18 protein-coding genes are annotated in these 18,918 nt (G+C 37.8%); 14 read left to right on the top strand and 4 right to left on the bottom strand.

The annotated features are described in order from the left end of the window. Window positions 1-42 precede the first annotated feature (42 nt). Window positions 43-879 carry a 3D domain-containing protein gene (locus E2R51_RS08050; RefSeq protein ID WP_133376546.1) on the top strand — a complete coding sequence of 279 codons (837 nt, stop codon included), beginning with the start codon at window positions 43-45 and terminating at the stop codon, window positions 877-879. A gap of 284 nt (window positions 880-1,163) precedes the next feature. Beyond that, window positions 1,164-1,613 carry an IDEAL domain-containing protein gene (locus E2R51_RS08045; protein WP_240733042.1) on the top strand — a complete coding sequence of 150 codons (450 nt, stop codon included), beginning with the start codon at window positions 1,164-1,166 and terminating at the stop codon, window positions 1,611-1,613. Between the two features lie 206 nt (window positions 1,614-1,819). On the opposite strand, the gene E2R51_RS19770 is transcribed toward E2R51_RS08045, so the two are convergent. The 4 genes from E2R51_RS19770 to E2R51_RS08030 all read right to left on the bottom strand — a co-directional run bounded on the left by E2R51_RS19770 (window position 1,820) and on the right by E2R51_RS08030 (window position 5,384). Continuing rightward, window positions 1,820-1,972, bottom strand: a complete 153-nt coding sequence (locus E2R51_RS19770; RefSeq protein ID WP_165967175.1) for a hypothetical protein — start codon at window positions 1,970-1,972, stop codon at window positions 1,820-1,822. Continuing rightward, entirely contained in the window at window positions 1,956-3,224 is a 1,269-nt protein-coding gene (locus tag E2R51_RS08040; RefSeq protein WP_165967174.1) for a helix-turn-helix domain-containing protein, read from the bottom strand. The genes E2R51_RS19770 and E2R51_RS08040 overlap by 17 nt, the downstream gene beginning before the upstream one ends. Before the next feature lie 339 nt (window positions 3,225-3,563). Continuing rightward, window positions 3,564-4,565: a C40 family peptidase gene (locus E2R51_RS08035; protein ID WP_133376544.1), complete on the bottom strand. Its 1,002-nt coding sequence runs from the start codon at window positions 4,563-4,565 to the stop codon at window positions 3,564-3,566. An 18-nt stretch (window positions 4,566-4,583) separates the two neighbouring features. Beyond that, entirely contained in the window at window positions 4,584-5,384 is an 801-nt protein-coding gene (locus E2R51_RS08030) for an SGNH/GDSL hydrolase family protein (protein ID WP_133376543.1), read from the bottom strand. A gap of 195 nt (window positions 5,385-5,579) precedes the next feature. On the opposite strand from E2R51_RS08030, the gene E2R51_RS08025 reads away from it, so the two are divergent. The 12 genes from E2R51_RS08025 (at window position 5,580) to E2R51_RS07970 (ending at window position 18,846) form a co-directional block, all read left to right on the top strand. Next, the gene (locus tag E2R51_RS08025) at window positions 5,580-6,326 is read left to right on the top strand and encodes a YveK family protein (RefSeq protein WP_133376542.1); all 747 of its coding nucleotides are present in this window, start codon (window positions 5,580-5,582) and stop codon (window positions 6,324-6,326) included. Further along, window positions 6,316-7,014 (top strand): CpsD/CapB family tyrosine-protein kinase, encoded by a 699-nt coding sequence (locus tag E2R51_RS08020; protein WP_133376541.1) that lies wholly within the window; start codon window positions 6,316-6,318, stop codon window positions 7,012-7,014. The genes E2R51_RS08025 and E2R51_RS08020 overlap by 11 nt, the downstream gene beginning before the upstream one ends. Window positions 7,015-7,031: 17 nt before the next feature. Beyond that, entirely contained in the window at window positions 7,032-7,802 is a 771-nt protein-coding gene (locus E2R51_RS08015) for a tyrosine-protein phosphatase (protein WP_133376540.1), read from the top strand. Between the two features lie 181 nt (window positions 7,803-7,983). Next, window positions 7,984-10,962, top strand: a complete 2,979-nt coding sequence (locus E2R51_RS08010) for a CDP-glycerol glycerophosphotransferase family protein (protein WP_133376539.1) — start codon at window positions 7,984-7,986, stop codon at window positions 10,960-10,962. Between the two features lie 197 nt (window positions 10,963-11,159). Then, entirely contained in the window at window positions 11,160-11,570 is a 411-nt protein-coding gene (tagD, locus tag E2R51_RS08005; protein WP_133376538.1) for a glycerol-3-phosphate cytidylyltransferase, read from the top strand. Next, window positions 11,567-12,733 carry a CDP-glycerol glycerophosphotransferase family protein gene (locus E2R51_RS08000; RefSeq protein ID WP_133376537.1) on the top strand — a complete coding sequence of 389 codons (1,167 nt, stop codon included), beginning with the start codon at window positions 11,567-11,569 and terminating at the stop codon, window positions 12,731-12,733. The genes tagD and E2R51_RS08000 overlap by 4 nt, the downstream gene beginning before the upstream one ends. A 29-nt stretch (window positions 12,734-12,762) precedes the next feature. After that, window positions 12,763-13,962 carry a CDP-glycerol glycerophosphotransferase family protein gene (locus tag E2R51_RS07995; RefSeq protein WP_240733004.1) on the top strand — a complete coding sequence of 400 codons (1,200 nt, stop codon included), beginning with the start codon at window positions 12,763-12,765 and terminating at the stop codon, window positions 13,960-13,962. Window positions 13,963-13,975: 13 nt separating this feature from the next. Further along, window positions 13,976-14,782 (top strand): ABC transporter permease, encoded by an 807-nt coding sequence (locus E2R51_RS07990; RefSeq protein WP_133376535.1) that lies wholly within the window; start codon window positions 13,976-13,978, stop codon window positions 14,780-14,782. Window positions 14,783-14,798: 16 nt separating this feature from the next. After that, entirely contained in the window at window positions 14,799-15,605 is an 807-nt protein-coding gene (gene tagH, locus E2R51_RS07985; protein ID WP_133376534.1) for a teichoic acids export ABC transporter ATP-binding subunit TagH, read from the top strand. Window positions 15,606-15,643: 38 nt separating this feature from the next. After that, window positions 15,644-16,396, top strand: a complete 753-nt coding sequence (locus E2R51_RS07980) for a WecB/TagA/CpsF family glycosyltransferase (RefSeq protein WP_133376533.1) — start codon at window positions 15,644-15,646, stop codon at window positions 16,394-16,396. Between the two features lie 176 nt (window positions 16,397-16,572). After that, window positions 16,573-17,217, top strand: coding sequence for a hypothetical protein (locus E2R51_RS07975; RefSeq protein WP_133376532.1), 645 nt, complete (start codon window positions 16,573-16,575; stop codon window positions 17,215-17,217). 303 nt (window positions 17,218-17,520) lie between these two features. Beyond that, window positions 17,521-18,846 carry a cell wall-binding repeat-containing protein gene (locus tag E2R51_RS07970; protein WP_240733003.1) on the top strand — a complete coding sequence of 442 codons (1,326 nt, stop codon included), beginning with the start codon at window positions 17,521-17,523 and terminating at the stop codon, window positions 18,844-18,846. Window positions 18,847-18,918: the final 72 nt, after the last annotated feature.

Raw genomic sequence — 18,918 nt, 5'->3', positions numbered from 1 at the left:
TGATATGATAGGCACTGTTAATGAAAAGGAGGGCTTCATTTCATGAAAAAACAAATCGTTACATTAACAGCAGTAGCAGCACTAACAGCAGGCGCAGCAGGTCAAGCGTCAGCATCATCAACCCACACAGTAGAAAAAGGAGAAACGCTGTGGGCGATCTCTCAAGAAAATAACGTCACGGTTCAAGAACTAACTGACTGGAATAAACTATCATCTACTATCATATACCCTAGCCAGCAACTAAAGGTCAGCAATGACGTTGAGGAAAAATATTCTGTAGTCAGTGGCGATACATTATCTAAAATCGCTCAAAATCACGATATTTCTCTTGAAGAACTCATGAGCTGGAATGGTTTATCCAGCGATTTAATCTTCCCTGGAGATCAACTTGTTGTAGCAGGTGGATCAGCTCAGGAAGCAGCCCCTGCAGAAGAGGCAGCACCAGTTGAAGCGGCCCCTGCAGAAGAAGCAGCACCTGCAGAAGAAACCGCCCCTGCAGAAGAAGCAGCACCTGCAGAAGAAGCGGCTCCTGAAGAAGAAGCAGCACCGGCTGAAGCACCAGCAGAAGAATCAGCTCCTGCTGAAGCAACACAGGAATTAACCGTAACAGCAACAGCATACACTGCATTTTGTAACGGTTGTTCAGGTACTACAGCGACAGGCATAGACCTGCGTGCAAATCCTGATCAGCGTGTCATTGCAGTAGATCCTAATGTAATTCCACTAGGTTCAAAAGTATGGGTTGAAGGATACGGAGAAGCGATCGCTGGAGATACTGGCGGAGCAATCAAAGGAAATAAAATTGATATCTTCATTCCTTCTCAAGAAGAAGCACTTAACTATGGTGTACAAGAAGTTCAAGTGAAAGTTCTTGATTAATTTACAATAAAATAACCTGCTTTTACGCCACTTCCTAAATGGGAAGTGGTTTTTCTTTAATTAACCTGCTTCATAATTCAGAATAAAAAAAGTTTTATATTATTATAGCATACTAAATTAACCCTTAACTGGGGCGATGGAGAAGAAGCGGATGGACGTGTTGTACATTGGAATTGAAATTACCAAGTATTTTCCCTTTATCTTTCTCATAAAATGTATGATAATATAATTAAATAACTGAATATTCCCACTAATAATGTAAGGGGGAGGGTACTGTGCTGCTGATGATCAAAATGATGAAACCATTTTATACACTCCAGGAAGGCAATGATCTTAAGCTTGTTTTTGCGTATCAATATTTCTCCGTTGTTAAAGGTAACGAAGTATATCAGTTTATTCCCGTTGAATCGAACGAAATTCGCATTAATTTAAAAACAAAACAAATCGACAATTTAACGGATGTATTTGTTTTTCAGCGTGGAACAAGAATTTTCCGCATTCCTCTATTTCAGCTGCTGCAGATATCTGATTTAGTGGATCATTTAAAATCCATTACGACTTTTTACGTACAGCAGGTTAAGTCGGATATTGAAGAAGAACAGTATAACGAAGAGATATATCATTTGGAAAAACAAAATATTCACCGATTAATTGATAAGGCGTTGCAGGATGGAGACCGTGAATTATTTATGAAGCTGACTGATCGGCTGCTGACAGAGGAGGCTGCGCTCTAATGTCACAGTTAGTAATGCCATAGCCGCTTACTGCGCTCAAAGTTAGGACAAAAACTTTGAACGTGGCAGGCGGCTTTTATTATGGAGAGATAGTTTTTTACAAAAAAGTACCGCCCATTAAAATGGACGGTCAATGAGAGGGTATTGCTGGGTCATTTCATATTCTAAGTGTAAAATAGTTTAAAACTTTCGTCTATTGGGAAAATTCAAGCGGTCCCTTCGCTAGGAGGCCAAATGACTTTGCCACCTTGCTGAGAAAAACCATCTGCTGATAAGGACGATCCAGTTACAAACCCGCTGCTGATCAACAACGTAACACCAAAAGCGAGTGAGATTAATGTTTTAGTAAGCTTCTTCATTATACATTCTCTCCTTTTCGACCAGTCTTCTCCATTGGTCGTAATAGTGTTTAGCATTAACTATGTCGTTTTCTCCGCTATAATAATCAATAATTTCCTGAACGATTTCTCTTGCTTCGTCATAGTAAGAATTTTTGATTAAATAGGGATATAACCATTTTATCGCATATTTGGTGCCTTCGACTTGGGAAAATTGGCTTTTTTTATAGAAAACAGCATAATGGAAAAAGAATTTACCTTCTAAATTTAAACTTATATCATGCAGTTGTTGAAGTTTCCCTTCCCATTCCTGTGTAGTGTGATTTGTTCTGTAGCCAATTTCAATCCAGCCAAGCAATGCCACTGCATAATAATCCGATCCGGGAGGAAGTACTGATAATGCCTCTTCAAACATTTTCTTTGATCTGATATATTCTTTAGATTGCAGTAAACATCTTGCATAATTGACCAATGTATGAGGATAAAACTTATCTTTAAAGAACAGCCTGGTGTTTCTGAGAAGTGGCTCATAAATAGCATTTGCTTCAGAGAAAAGACGTAATTTCATATAATTAATGCCTAAAATCATTTGGACATAAATGATCCGGATCCAGTTTGAATCATCTTCAAAAATTTCGTATGCTTTCTTTCCAAACATCACACCAGCTTCGGGCTGATTGAGTCGGCTATGTGAATGCGATAGTAAGTAATACGCTTCACCAATCCAAAAACGTCCAAGAGGAAGCGGATTTTGAAGGAATTCCGTTATTAAACGAATTGCCGCTTCACTGTCGTTTTCAATACTTGCGTTAATGGCTTTAAAAATAACGTAGATATTTTTTTCAACACTGGTAAACGTGGTTTTTATTCTCTGAATTACTTTAAGTGTTTCTTTTACTTTGTCATGTGATTTTTTCCAGCAGTAATACCGGTATATATAAAGGTGGTAGAGGTTTACATAATCGCTCGTTTCCATATAGTCATGCTTTTGGATGATCTCATTAAATAATATGTCGGCCCGGTCGCCATCATGCATAAAAATTGAAAAAATAAAATCATGCAGCAGATCGTGGAGCTCTTTCATTCTGCTATGTTCCTCTTCCAGCCGCAAATTCAGCCGTTTCAGAAGCATATTGAGCGTGTCCTCATTAGCTGTATACATATTGGTTTCTATTTTGCTTAAATGGGAGGTCGAGCATATTCCTTCTGCTAACTCTGTTTGAGTTAACCCCTTTTTTGTTCTGTAGTACTTGATGATGGAGCCTACATTCACTTTTATCGTCCTTTCGATTATAGAATGGCAGGGATTAGTCATGACGTATAACTCGGAGTGAAGATTGCTTGAAGTGAGAGCAGGGGCTTTAATTTTACAGCCTTTTTAGTGATAATATCATATATTGGAAGAACATTGCTATTCCAGATTAGTAATGTTCTATCCTGCCTGTATTTATTCACCTGTATTAATACGACATCTGATATTAATGTAAACCTGTAAAGGCTTTAAATCTCAAATACTATTATTTTCAATGGAAGACTACACAACAAATAAAAAAGCTGTTCCAACAATCGATATGGATGATCGATTGTTGAAACAGCTTTTTATAAGTGTAGCTTAATAAAAACGTTTGAAACTTTCAAATTTAGATTTCCAGTACGAATTACTTAAGCTTGTAATTTGCACACCGTCATCATTCGCATGGATAAACTGATTATTGCCTACATAGATACCAACATGTGAAATACCGCTCTTGTATGTATTTTCAAAGAAAACCAGATCCCCGACTGCAGGGCTGGAAACTTCATAGGAACGTGCGTGCTGACCTTCTGCATTTGTACGGGAGATGTCTGCCCCGGCTTGCTTATATACGTAATAGATAAATCCGCTGCAATCAAAGCCGGCTGGTGAAGAGCCACCCCAGGCATATGGTACCCCCATTTGATTTTTCGCAATGCTCACTACGTTATTTGATACATTTCCGCCGGTAGAAGGTGCAGATGGAGCAGGAGATGATCCCTGATTGCTGCCGCCTTTAATTGATAACTTTTGACCGACTCTAATCAGATCTGAAGATAAGTTATTCCATGATTTAAGATTTGATACGGTAACTTTATTGTCTAACGCAATTCTTCCAAGAGTATCACCTGAACGAACCGTGTATGTAGATGATGTGCCCGGCTGAGAAATAGATGGAGATGGCGCTGGAGTTGATGGTGCAGAGCCTCCAGATAGTTTAAGAGTCTGGCCGGGATAAATTAAATGACCGCTGATATTATTAAGCTGTCTCAGTGTGGAAAGTGTCATATTGTTCCGCTGTGCAATCGCGCCTAAAGTATCGCCTGATTTTACTGTATACGATCCCGTGCTGGAAGAGGGAGTTGAGGGTGATGCTGAGCTTCCAGAAATCTTTAATACTTGATTTGGGTGAATAAGATCTGAAGACAGGTTATTTAGACTTTTTAAACTGCTAATCGAAGTGCTGTACTTATTGGCGATTTTCCATAATGAGTCACCCGAGGTTACCTTGTGGGTGGTGCTTGCTTCAGCTTCGTTATCAGCTCCATAAAAAGATGACAGAGCAGCTGTAGCGGCGATAGCGAACATTGTTTTTTTCATACGTCACTCTCCTAAAAATTAATTTGCAGAAAAATAGTTAACTAGATACGTTCCCCACGTCATGTGGCCCAATTCATTGGGATCGTTTTCCTCTGTTAAATAGTTTTTCAGATCTTCATCGTCCATTGAAGGCCAGTCGGTCCAATGATTTACATACGTAATGTCATACTCTTCTGCTGCTTCCCGAACAGCTTCAACCTGCTGTGGATAAAAGGTAGAGTCATAGAGTGGCTGTGACGGCAGAACGAACATACTTGCTTCAGGATAAAGTGAAGTAAAATCTTCCAGGAAGCTACTAGTATAGAATACTTGATCTTCAGAAGAAAGAACACCATTATCCATAAGAGTCGGCAGCTCGTACAGCACTATATCTTCGTCATCCAACTCAAAACTTCCTTCTTCAAAAGCTTTAAACCATTCTTCCGATGTGCCATCATTTGATATAACAGAGAAATTAAGCGTTGTCTCACTGTAAATAGAAGAAAGCTCGTCCTCTACGATCGTTGTCCAGTTCTCATCCGAAGACAGTGCTGATGCAGAGGCTACGAATGTTATATCGACAGGTTTTTCGCTTTCTTGATTCTCTACCCACATTTCGATGGTTTTAACAGGAAGCTGTTCAAGATTTTTTTCTAAATCAGTCTTTTGTTCATCAGCTGCTGCATTAGTTGATTCTGTTGATGATTGATCTGCGGGATGAATTTCTTTCGGTTTTTGGCGGAGCATATCTTCCTGAGAAGCTACCCATATGCGGTTTCCTATGAAAATAATGGATGCACATACTAAAAAACATAATACAATCAATATTTTTCTAATCATATAGGTTAAAACTCCCTTTGTAAAATGATATAAAAGTTGTGGTAAATATCCGATTATTATTATATAAGATGTTGTAATTGAATGGTAGGTAATTTGTAAAAGTTTGACGAATTATGAGAAATAGTACGTATTCCACTTAACCGTTATGCTATAATGAGGTGGTTATTTTTATCAATGTCAGGAGGAACCACCAGAATGGAAGAAACTATTAGTTTAAAAGAATTATTTAATACGCTTAAAAAACGTATGCTTTTGATTATTATGATCGCATTAATCGCTGTTTCAGCCAGCGCTGTTGTATCTTACTTCTTTATTACACCTGTCTATCAATCCTCTACACAATTACTTGTCAATCAAGAGCGGACAGAGCAGCCAAATTTAAACGTTTCTGATATTCAAGCAAACTTGGAATTGATAAATACATATAACGTAATTATTAAAAGTCCGGTCATTCTGGATAAGGTTTCTGAACAGATGAACGGCAAATTTTCAGCGGCACAATTAAATGAAAAAATTACTGTGCAGACTGAAAGCGAATCACAGGTCGTAAATGTGTCAGTCCAGGATCCTGATCCTCATGTAGCTGCTGACATTGCAAATAGTACGGCGGCAGTTTTTCAAGAAGACATTGTAGAATTAATGAATGTAGATAATGTAAGTATTCTGGCACCTGCAGAAGTTAAATCCAGTCAGGCGCCTGTAAGTCCGCAGCCTATTTTGAATATGGCCATTGCACTGGTTGTCGGTTTAATGATCGGTGTGGGATTAGCGTTCCTATTAGAATACCTAGATAATACAATCAAAACAGAACAGGATATAGAAAAAACCCTGGATTTGCCACTCCTAGGCGTCATTGGAAATATTACGAGCATTGTGGAAGAAGATCCAAAACCAAAGAAATCACGAACTGCAGATGTAAGGAGTGAGCGATATGGCGGGTAAAAAAAATAAAAATAGTGAAATAAAAAAAAGAAACCTTATTGCGGAAGTAAATCCAAGGTCTGTTGCATCTGAACAGTACAGAACAATTAGAACGAATATCCAATTTTCAGCCATTGAAGATGATATCCGAACAGTTGTTGTTACTTCTTCAAGTCCAGGGGAAGGTAAGTCCACAACCGCTGCGAATTTGGCAATCGTTTTCGCACAGCAGGGAAAACGAGTTCTTTTAGTTGATGCCGATATGAGAAAGCCAACGGTTCATTTTACATTTAATATAATGAACACGCTTGGGTTAACAAATGTTTTAACGAGACAATCTGAGCTGGACGGTGCAGTCACAAAAACAGAAATTGAAAGACTGGATATTCTGCCTTCAGGTCCTATTCCTCCTAATCCTTCGGAGCTGTTATCTTCCCGTGGCATGACAAGTTTTATTACGGCAGCTAAAAGCGTCTATGATCTAATTGTATTTGATTCTCCGCCCGTATTAGCGGTGACAGATGCCCAGGTGTTATCTCATCAATGTGACGGGAGCATCCTGGTTGTCCGATCCCGTATTGCTGATAAGGAAAAGGCAGTTAAAGCGAAAGAACTGATGCTTTCTGCCAAGGCGAGAATATTGGGCGTTATTTTAAATGATAAAAAAATGAAGAGTAACGATGAATATTATTATTATGGAAATGGTTAAATCGGAGGTGGGAGCGTTTGATTGATATTCACTGCCATATAATTCCTGGTGTTGATGATGGTCCGATTGAGGATTCTGATACACTCGACATGCTTGAACACGCGATTGCAGATGGCATCACGGACATTATTGCGACTCCCCATCATCGCAACAGGAGCTACGTCAATGAAAAATCAGATGTTCTTTCTTCTGTGGACAAGCTAAATTCACTTATTCAAAAAAAATCTCTTCCTATTAAAATTCATCCGGGACAAGAGATCCGGATTTATGGGGAAATAGTAGAGGATTTTGAGCAAGATGAAATACTCACTTTGGCTGGAACATCAAAATACGTTCTAATAGAATTGCCGTCCTCTCAAGTGCCGGCCTATACCGAGCGGGTCCTGTATGACATGCTGGTAGCTGGTCTTGTGCCGATCATTGCTCATCCAGAACGGAATTCAGCCATTATTGAGGATCCGGAAAAGCTGTTTCGGCTAATCAATCAAGGGGCTCTTTCCCAAGTAACGGCTGCAAGTGTGTCAGGTGATTTCGGGAAAAAAATCCAACGGTTCTCAATCGAACTGCTGGAACATCATCTAGCCCATTTCGTCGCTTCTGATGCTCATGACACTGTCCGTCGCGGTTTTACGATGAAAAGAGCACTTCAAGCGCTGGAGAATTCCTGCGGAAATGATTTTGGCGTGATTCAAAATGCAGAAAACCTATTAAATGGCCTTCCGATCGAAATTAATCCACCGATAGAAATCCAGCAAAAAGGATTTTGGTCAAAGCTTTTAAACAGATAATCAGATTAAAACCACTATGTATAAAAGCATAGTGGTTTTCTGAATTTTCTCTAATCTGTCTTATTATCATCACCTTCGTCACAAAAATGAAATTTGCAATGTTTTTGGGGAGGATATATTATTAGTCCTGGGATATGCTGATAATAAAGTATCCAGAAATGAACATGAAGGAGAAACGTTTATGAGAAGTACATCTCGTAAGGTTGCCCGAGTATCAAAAAGAATACTCATAAATAAAATCAAATCAACTCGTTCTTCACTGGTCAAATTGATCAAAAGTGAAGTGTCAGCTAGTGAAATTAAAATAGAAAATAGTATTTTAACAATAAGCGGCGTGGCAAAGTTCCTTCATCTCGCGGATCTAAGCGTGAAGCCTTTGACGATGTCTCTAGTTAATCCGAAAACCAAAGAAGCGTTACTCACAGAAGAAGTGACGATTGATACTCTTTTTAATAAAATCCTCCCTGGAAGCAGATCTGCTTTTACTGTCGCATTCGATTTAAGCAGATTGAGCGATTTACAGGATCATGATGTCAAATTTAATGTCATTCTTAATTTTAATGGCACTGTTCAGCGTTCTCACAGGCTGTACGTTCCTGTCAAAGCAGTTGAGGACGATTTTATAAACAGTTATATATGTATAGGAGACACTCTTTTTGCTCCTTATCGCACTTCTTTTGGCAATTTGAGCATCAATGCTCTTTCAAGGGAGAATATAGAGATTGCAAAGAATCTCCCAAACAAAGTAGAGCAATACGATCTGACAAATGGCCGGCTTCATTTGAAGGGGTGGGTGGATACAAAATTTCTCGCTTTTTTCAACCAGCAGTTCGATTTATCTGTCGGCATTAAACGCAGAGGCTCACATAATATTTTTTTCCTGCCAATGGATATTGTTGGAGAAAAATGGAGTGTTGAGGCTGATCTAACTGAGCTTGATCTAACAAAAGGGATTTGGGATTATTATATCTGTCTTAAAGATCAAGAGACAATCTACCAATATAGAATGAAGATATTTGAAAAAACGATTTTTAATGAAAAAAGAGAATTTTTCTATCCAACTGATAAAGAATCTCTTAAAGGTGTTCACTACCGCACTAAACAAAAAGGGTTATCAATTAATATAAAACCGATTTTGATCACTTCTGATGCACTCGATATTCATCTTGATGATGATACGATTCATTTTCATGCTAAATTTAAAGAAAAACGGATGCGCTTAGCAGAGGATGACGTACTTACTTCTATGTCGCTTTTCCTGCGGCAGCGTGATTCTGATGAAGGTATGTCTATTCCTTTAATGTACGAACAGTCAGAGAAACAATTTACCGCTGTATGTTCCTTTAAGTACGCAGACCTTTTACATGAACCTACGCCTGTCAAGAAAATTTGGGATGCTTATATAGAGGTAACCATGAACAATGAATCAAGAAGGTTCAGATTAAAGACAAACCAGAGTGACTTTACCAAAACATCAAGAAAAACATATCCTGTAGATGATTCTCTCTATGCGATGTACTTTTACCTGACGATCTATAAAAGGCTGTCAATTACGTATTCTTTGGTGCCGCTTAAAAGAAATGTGACGAGCTTCAGGTTTGACAATCTGGATCTTATTCTTAAAGGTTCCGCTTATATTGAAGGTTTGCATCAGGCGGCTGAAAATGAAACAAGAATCGCAGTACGCAACAGGGTAACTGAAGAGGAAATCATCTTTCCTGTTTCGAGAGTGATTTCAAAGCTGCAGTCTATTAGAAATTTTCAGCGAAAAGAAGATCATGCCAATTCAATGTTTGAAGCACGTATTTCCTTAATTGAGCTTCAGCAGCTGATCGTTTCATCTAAAGATATTCTTGATTTTTATGTTGAGATAAAGAATGAGAAGATCATCAGAAGAGAAAAGATCGGGCTAAAGGAATATAACTACTTTAAAGACGATGTCCTTGCTTCCACTGACTTGCAGTCGAAATATGAACAAATTAATATCAGTTATTGTTTAACAATTACGCCAAGAGGGAACTTAAAAGTTGAAACATTTAAGATGGATAAAAGCTATAGCCAGTATTTAAAACAATCAGTAGACCAGGAAGAGATTTGGCTGATTGGGGAAAGACCGGATACTGCACAGGATACCGGCTACCATTTCTTTAAATACTGCAGGCTGACCTACCCTGATCAAAAAGTTTATTATGCGATAGAGGAAGGGTCCCATGATCTGAAAAACATTGAGTATTTGGGGAATGTCCTAATCTCAGGTTCACCAGAGCATTTTGACATTGCGTCAAAAGCGACCGTCTTGATAGGATCACATGATTTTGATTATTTCCTTCCATTTAAAGGAATCCAATCGGCTAATTATAAAGATACAGTAAAAGTGTTTTTACAGCACGGAGTTCTAGGCAGAAAAATGGTGGAGTACAACAAAAAATATTACAAACAGCCGTTTGATATTTTCTGTGTAAGTTCAACCGATGAGAAGACGATGGTGATGGAACAGCTTGGGTATGATGCTAAGGACCTGAGAGTAACTGGATTATCGCGATTTGATGAGCTTCTCAAAGACCACAATCCCAAAAGAGAAATTCTGCTCATTCCAACATGGAGGGAATGGTTAAATACCACAGATGCGCTGCTTCAATCTGAATATTTAAGCAGATATACGAGTTTCTTGAAAAACCCTGAGCTCATCCGCATCCTGAAAGAAAATAACTTAGTATTGAATTTTTACCCGCACTACAGAATGCAGCAGTTTTTTGATGAGTTTGGGACAACATTTGATGAAACCATTCGATTTATTCGCCTGGGCGAAAAAAATGTACAGGACTTATTGAAAGAAAATAAACTGATGATTACCGATTATTCCAGTGTATCGTTTGACTTCACTTATTTGAGCAAGCCGGTTATCTACTACCATTTTGACCGTGATTCGTTTTTTAAAGGCGGCATCATGCGTCCATTTGAAGAAACATTTCTAGGGGATATTGCCAATAGTGAGGATGAACTAATCCATTTCATTCGGGAAAGTATCGAAGCTAACTTTAAAGAAAACGAAGAAGTGAAAAGCAAAAAAGATCTGATCTTTGACAGGGTGGATCAACTTAACTGCCAAAGAATATATCAGGAAATAACGAAAGAAAGAAACGCCAAAAGATCTGAATAAAATCTATTCAGATTTTTTGGGTTAAAAGGGAAAAAGTAAGATATTTCTATTACTGATAAAAAATAGAATTGCAAGATTGGTAACTTATTTTAATGGGATACGTCTAATTTATATGATCTACTTTATTTTACCCGCCAATTAATAAGTAAATATTAATATAATGTAAAAAAATGATTAAACTGAAAGAGGTGCTCACTATGGGGAAAACAAAAACGGTACTCACTTATGGAACCTATGATTTGCTTCATTGGGGCCATATTAACTTATTAAAACGAGCAAGAGAATTAGGAGACGAGTTAATTGTTGCTTTATCAACAGATGAATTTAATAAACTGAAGCATAAAGATGCCTACCATTCCTATGAACATCGCAAACTGATTCTTGAATCCATTCAGTATGTAGATAAAGTTATACCTGAAGACAATTGGGACCAAAAAATATCAGATGTAATAGATAACAAGGTTGATATTTTTGTAATGGGCGATGACTGGAAAGGCGAATTTGATTTTCTTAAAGAATATTGCGAAGTAGTTTATTTAGATCGTACAAATGGTATTTCAACAACCAAAATTAAAAAAGATTTGCTAATAGGAACGAAAAATGCATGATTATTGATGTGATCAAAACGCTTTATTTAGCTCTTTTTAAAATTGTATTTTCATTTTATAATATGCAGCCGCTGCAAAAAAAAATCGTTATGTATGTTACCTTTCGACAAAATGCTCATTACATTTTACAAGAATTAAAAAAGCGCCCTGATTCAATGGAAATCATCTTGATTTGCAATCGAACTTCTTATGAAGGCCTGCTTGAGAGGGATGATAAACGGGTCAAGCTTATATCATTGGAAGATAAACGATTATACTTTAAAAGAATTTACCATTTGGCAACAGCCAAGCTGGTGGTTGTTGACAACTATTTTGCATTTCTGGCTGTTTCAAGTTTTAAAAAAGATGTAGAATGCATTCAAATCTGGCATGCAGCAGGTGCTGTTAAAAGTTTTGGTTTGGAAGATAAAAGCACAACTGAAAGAACAGCTATTTCATTAAAAAGATTTCGTCAGGTTTATAACAGATTTACTAAGATCGTTGTCGGCTCAGATGAAATGGCCGGGGTCTTTACAAAAGCATTCGGTTTGGAGAAAGATGTGTTTCTTCGAACTGGAATACCAAGAACTGATTTATTTTATTCTGATAAAGAAAAAGACAAGATACGTGCATCTTTTTATAGGGACTACCCACATCTGGCAGACAAAAAGATTGCTTTATATGCACCAACTTTCAGGGACCATCCCGATCATCAAAATCAATTGGATTTATCATTTCTTCAAAAAGAGCTGGGTGAAGAGTATTTCTTTATTATTAAATTCCATCCAGTTACAAAACAATCCATTATTCTGCCGGAGCAATCAGGCAGCTCCTTTTTGCTGATTGATGCAGACTACGATGTAAATGAACTGTTGCAGGTTACTGATGTGCTGATAACTGATTATTCTTCCATACCATTCGAGTATTGTCTATTAGGTAAACCGATGATTTTCTTTGCATATGACTTAAAGGAGTATAGTAAAGAACGCGGTATATGGGCAAATTATGATCAACTCGTGCCTGGGCCAGTAGTTACGGATACAGAATCACTCATTGAAGCGCTAAAGCAACCTGCAGAAAGTGTTCCGATGCAGCGTATTAATATGTTTTGTGAAGAATGGAACAAGTATTCAAAAGGGTATTCCTCCAAAAATCTGGTTGATTATATGCTGGAGAAATTATAGAAACCAAAATAGTAGGTGAAGGTATGTTGGTGAAAAAAAGCATTGCGAAAGCAAAAGGTCTTGTATCTAAAGTTTTCAAAAGGCTGTTTGTACTGTTTGGAAAGCTTCCCAGGAAAAAGAATGTCATTATTTTTGAAAGTTTTCACGGGAAGCAGTTCAGCTGCAATCCCAGGGCAATTTATGAGTACCTGCTTGAAAACCATCCTGAATTCGACATGTACTGGAGCATCAATAAAAATGAACGTAAAAATTTCGAACACGAAAACATTCAGATACTAACCCGGTTTACGCTTAAATGGGTATACTATATGGCTACGGCCAAATACTGGGTTATCAATGCCCGTCTTCCATTATGGATGAAAAAGCCGCATAATACCGTTTACATTCAAACATGGCATGGCACGCCATTAAAAAAATTAGGCATTGATATTGCTGATGTTAAGATGCCCGGAACTACCACTGAAAAATACAGAAAAAATTTTACAAGGGAGTCTGGCAATTGGGATTATCTAATTGCTCCAAATAAGTACTCCGCTGATATTTTTAAGCGGGCATTTGGTTTTAATGGAAATATGCTGTTAAGCGGATATCCAAGAAATGATGCGTTATACAATAAAGATCATGCTGAATTCACCAGGGAATTTAAAGAAAAAAATGAACTGCCGAAGAATAAAAAAATCATTCTTTACGCTCCTACATGGCGTGATGATGAATATATAGAAGTAGGAAAATATAAATTTTCCTTAAAAATGGATTTAGAAGAAATGCGCAGGAAGCTGGGCAATGATTATATCATTTTACTGCGTATGCACTATTTAGTGGCTGATCAGCTTGATATTGAAAATTATAAAGGCTTTGCTTATAATTTCTCTGATTACGATGATATTCGTGATTTATATATCGTGTCAGATCTGTTAATCACAGATTACTCATCCGTATTTTTTGACTATGCAAATTTAAACCGTCCGGTTATTTTTTACGTATATGATATAGACAAGTATCGTGACCAGCTCAGAGGTTTTTATTTTGATCTGGAGCTTTCTGCACCCGGCCCGCTTGTCAAAACAACTTCAATCTTGATTGAAGCAGTAAAAAATACTGAACTTGATGAAAATAAGGAAATAAATCATTCATTTTATGATAAATATTGCGATTGGGAAGACGGAAATGCTGCAAAACGAGTAGTAGATGAAGTTTTTTTTGACAGTTCTCCTTCCGAACGCCAGTGATGGGATGGTACCAATGAAAGCTTTAATAACCGTAATTAAAGAGCAGATCGATCATTTTTACTTGATACAGCGACTTGCTATGTATGAAATAAAAAGCATCAACAACAACAATTATCTGGGATTGGCATGGGAACTGCTCAACCCTGCAATACAGCTCAGCATTTACTGGTTTGTATTCGGTTATGCCATCAGGAGAGATGAACCTGTAGAAGGGGTTCCGTTTTTCCATTGGCTGTTTGCAGGTATGCTTGTTTGGTTTTTCGTACAGCCGGCACTGCTTCATGGTTCAAAATCAATTTATACCAGAATAAAAATGATTGCCAAGATGAGCTTCCCTACCAGTGCGATCCCAAGCTTTGTGATGTTTTCCAAGCTCTATCCACACTTTATTTTACTGGCAATTGCTATTATCATTTTTCAATTTACAGGTTCGCCAATCTCGATTTATTATTTACAGCTTCCGTATTTCTTATTTGCAACCGTCGTATTAGTGTTTACAATTAACTTAATTACTTCGACGCTTGCAACGATTATTCGCGATGTTCAAATGATAGTTCAGGCTGTTTTGCGCATGCTGATCTATGTCTCCCCAATTCTGTGGGTTTCGTTCAGTCTGCCGGATTTTGTTCAGACAATCATGCGAATCAATCCGCTGTATTACTTGATAGAAGGGTATCGCGCAGCTTTCTTTAATCATAACTGGTATTTTATTGAACATTGGGATTACACTATTTATTTTTGGTCATTAATGTTTGTTTTATTATGGCTGGGTTCGATTCTTCATGTGAAATTCAGAAACCAATTAATCGACTTCTTATAATACAAGGTGAGGTAAAATGGAAAAATCAGTCATAGTAAAAGATGTTGCAAAAAGATATAAACTATATAGCAAGCAGTCCGAAAAAATGCTGGATCTTATTTTGCCTAAAAGTTTTGGAGAAGAATTTTTTGCCTTGAGAGGGGTCAGCTTCGAAGCTCTGAAAGGTGATGTTATTGGTTTTATTGGGGTCAATGGCTCAGGTAAATCCACTCTTTCCAACATTATCGCAGGAATTGTTCCTCCGACATTTGGCGGAGTAGAGGTGAAAGGGCAATCCGCTCTTATTGCGGTTCAATCCGGTTTAAATAATAACCTTTCCGGCCGGGAAAATATCGAGTTAAAATGCTTAATGCTTGGCTTTACGAAAGAACAGGTAAAAACATTGGAGCCTGAAATTATTGATTTTGCAGACCTTGGAAAATTTATTGATCAGCCTGTAAAAAGCTATTCAAGTGGAATGAAGTCGCGTCTTGGCTTTGCCATTTCAGTAACCATTGATCCCGACGTCTTAATCATAGATGAAGCATTATCGGTAGGGGATAAAGCCTTTGCTGCTAAATGTTTAGATAAAATGAATGAATTCAAGAAGCAGGGGAAAACTATTTTTTTCGTCAGTCATTCAGTCGGGCAGATGAAGGAATTCTGTGAAAAAGCATTATGGCTGGAGTTTGGAAAAGTTAAGGAATTTGGAAAAATTGAAGATGTAATGCCCAAATATGAAGCATTTTTAAAAGAGTATAAAGCGATGTCAAAAAAAGAACAAAAAGCTTTCAGGCAAAAGGGAGCCGATCTTCAAAGTGCCTACGATCCAACAAAAAATTAACCGTCAGGTACTCAATTTGAAAATGGAGTGTTATCCATATGAGTTCACAATATAATGAACCACCAACTGTAAATATTGTGGGATATAAATTTTATCGCCACTCCATGGACAAGCTCATGGAGGAGCGTATCCTGCCTAAGCTGTTAAATAAAGAAAAAAACTTTATCGTCACTGCAAATCCCGAGATTGTTATGTATGCAAAGAACAATAAGGGCTTCAGTTCGATTATTCAAAATGCAGATGTCATTGTACCGGATGGTATAGGCGTTGTGCTGTCATCAAAGCTGCTAAAGACGCCGGTTGAAGAACGAATAGCCGGCTATGACTTATTTTTACGTTTGCTTAAAGAAGCAAATCATTATAAGAAAAAGGTCTTTTTTCTAGGTGCTACCCAGGAAAATGTATCAAAAGTAGTTTCAAAAGTTAAAAACGAATATCCGAACGTAGATATTACAGGATACAGATCAGGTTATAATCTTCCATCAGATGAATCAATGGTCGAATTGATTAATGATCTTCAGCCTGATATTGTGTTTGTAGCATTGGGTTATCCCAAGCAGGAAGAATGGATTCATCATAATCTTCCTCAGTTTAATCAGGGTCTTTTTGTAGGTCTCGGTGGAAGTTTTGATGTTTACTCTGAAAATTTAAAACGCGCACCGGTTCTATTTCAGAAGCTATATTTAGAATGGCTGTTCAGGCTTGCGCAGGAACCAACAAGATGGAAACGAATGCTGTCAATTCCGCAATTTATGGCAATGGTTTTTAAAGAAAAGAAAAAAATTAAGTAAAAAGTACAAGTGGTCAGAACTTTTTTTCTCAGGAAAAAAGGTTCTTTTTTTTGAGAAAATAGGTACCGGTTTTTTATTACTATGCTATTATGAAAATTACTGTTATGGAATAGGGGATCCGTCTGTTTTAAGAAGGATGGGAGAATTAAGGGCGAAGTAAAGGGGAGAGCGGCTGTATGAATTTATTTTCATTTGGACGGAACAAGAAAAATGGTGAAACAGCAACTGAAGATAGAAAAGTGCAGACAAATGAAGAAAAAAAGCAGCTTAAGCGAAAAGTTGAAATGATGGTGGACGGGCTGACAAAATCCTACTCAACTGATTCAATTCATCAGAGCATAAGCCAGCAGGTAGATAAAAAGCGATACATAAATCCTACTTTGGAGCAATATAAACAATCGCTGCTGCAGAATTTGATTTATTTTTTAGAGGTCGAAAAAGAAATTAAACGGACACTATCCACGCTGCTCCACGGTGAAAAGTTCGAATCAGTTCAAGCCCTGGACCAGCATTTGCTGAAAATTCAATCCCGTGTCAGAAACGATATGGAAGAACTGATAACGGCTAATCATGACAAATACTATCATAAGTACCTGGCAAAGGATGAAGGGGTTAATGGGCTGGAAAGAGAATTTATTGACCATACCGTTCTCCACTCCTGGTACATAGACGCCTGTTTTTATTTTCAAAACAATGCACAGTGGGATATTTCAGAAGAGGTACCAAAACGCTGGGTAGTAAGTGAAATTGAACGCACCTTTATGTGGAAGCTTTCACAGCATCTGTACTTATATAACTTTGATCAGGAAAAAGATTATTAAACAGTCGAATCTATTAGGCTGTATAAAACAATAAAAGTTGCCCTAACGAACAAGATGTGTTCGTTAGGGCGTTTTTTGTTATGTCAATTATCCTATTCTCGGTTTAATTTAAAATACCAAAGCTTAGGTTTAATGGAGCGGAAAGCCTCGCCTGCAACGGAAATTAACTGGTCCCGTTAGAGATATAATTGGAAAATAAACCTTATTAATCTAAATGTAACCTAATTGTAAAATGCTAGTTTCATAGTTAATGTTACAATAAATCTCGTTACACTAACTTTATATTTGAAAGGAAGATACCGATTGTATAAGACTAAAGTTCTTTTATGTTTTGTGATTGTGATGATGTTCCTCTCGATCATAGAGATAGATCAGGCAGATGCATCAACCTATAATATCGACAGAATTTCAGGGGCGGATCGTTATGATACCGCTGTTAAAATATCCAAGGAACAATGGACAACCGCAAAAACAGTTGTTCTTGCTGTAGGAGATAATTTTCCGGATGCATTGGCTGGAGCTCCTTTAGCACATAAATTAAATGCGCCGATTTTATTATCAAGTAAAGACAGTATTAATAAAAACACACTGAATGAAATAAAAAGACTAAAAGCTTCCACAGTTGTGATATTAGGTGGTCCTTCGGTTATTTCAAAAGCGGCTGAAAAGCAACTTACGGATCTGAATATAAAAATCGACCGCATACAGGGTGCAAACCGGTCTGAGACCTCTGCTAAAATTGCCCAGCGCATAGGCGGTTCCAAAGCCATCGTTGTAAATGGCGCTACGTTTGCTGATAGTTTAGCAGTAGCATCTTACGCAGCTAAAAACCAGTATCCGATTTTGCTTACTGGTAAAAATGAAATGGACCCTTCCGTTAAAAAAGAGGTAGGGAACTATACAAGTACATATGTTGTCGGCGGAACGGCAGCAGTCTCAAAATCTGTTTATAATGCATTACCTAAACCAACCCGTATTTCTGGTAAAGACCGCTATGAAACAGCAGCAAAGGTGACGGAAACGCTCTATTCTTCAACCGTTTCAACTGCAACAGCAGCAACCGGTGAAGGTTTTGCGGATGCGTTAACAGGTTCTACCTATGCGGCAAATAAGAACCAGCCCGTGCTGCTGGTTAGAAAAGCTTCAGTCCCAGCTGCAGTAAGAGACGTATTAAAAAAGAAAAAAACGAGCAATATTGTGGTGATTGGCGGAAAGCAAGTGGTGCAGGATTCAGCATTTGATCCGCCTAAACCAATTAAAAACGTGGATACAGGGGCGGAAATTGTCACAACGGCAAAAAAATACATCGGAACTCCTTATCTATGGGGCGGTACCACACCATCCGGCTTCGATTGCAGCGGGTATTTGAATTACGTTTTCGATAAACACGGGATTGACCTTCCGCGCACGACAGCGGATATCTGGAGCAATGGGAAAAAAGTCAGTTCACCAAAAATCGGGGATATTGTCATGTTTGAAACTTATAAGCCTGGCGCATCTCACGGCGGAATTTATATTGGCGATAATCAATTTATTCACTCAGGTGACAACGGAGTGGAAATTACTTCATTAAGCAACTCCTATTGGAGTAAAGCATATATTGGTGCTGTTGATTATATTAATAAATAATGGTTTCAGTAAGGCTGCCTGAAAAAAAGGCAGCCTTTTTTATATGCTTTTTTCATCGAGTATTTATTTCGG

Origin of the sequence: Jeotgalibacillus sp. S-D1 (genome assembly GCF_004358665.1) — a bacterium.
GTDB lineage: Bacteria > Bacillota > Bacilli > Bacillales > Jeotgalibacillaceae > Jeotgalibacillus.
The sequence above is the reverse complement of the archived record's forward strand: the minus strand, read 5'-3'. Positions and strand labels throughout refer to the sequence as shown.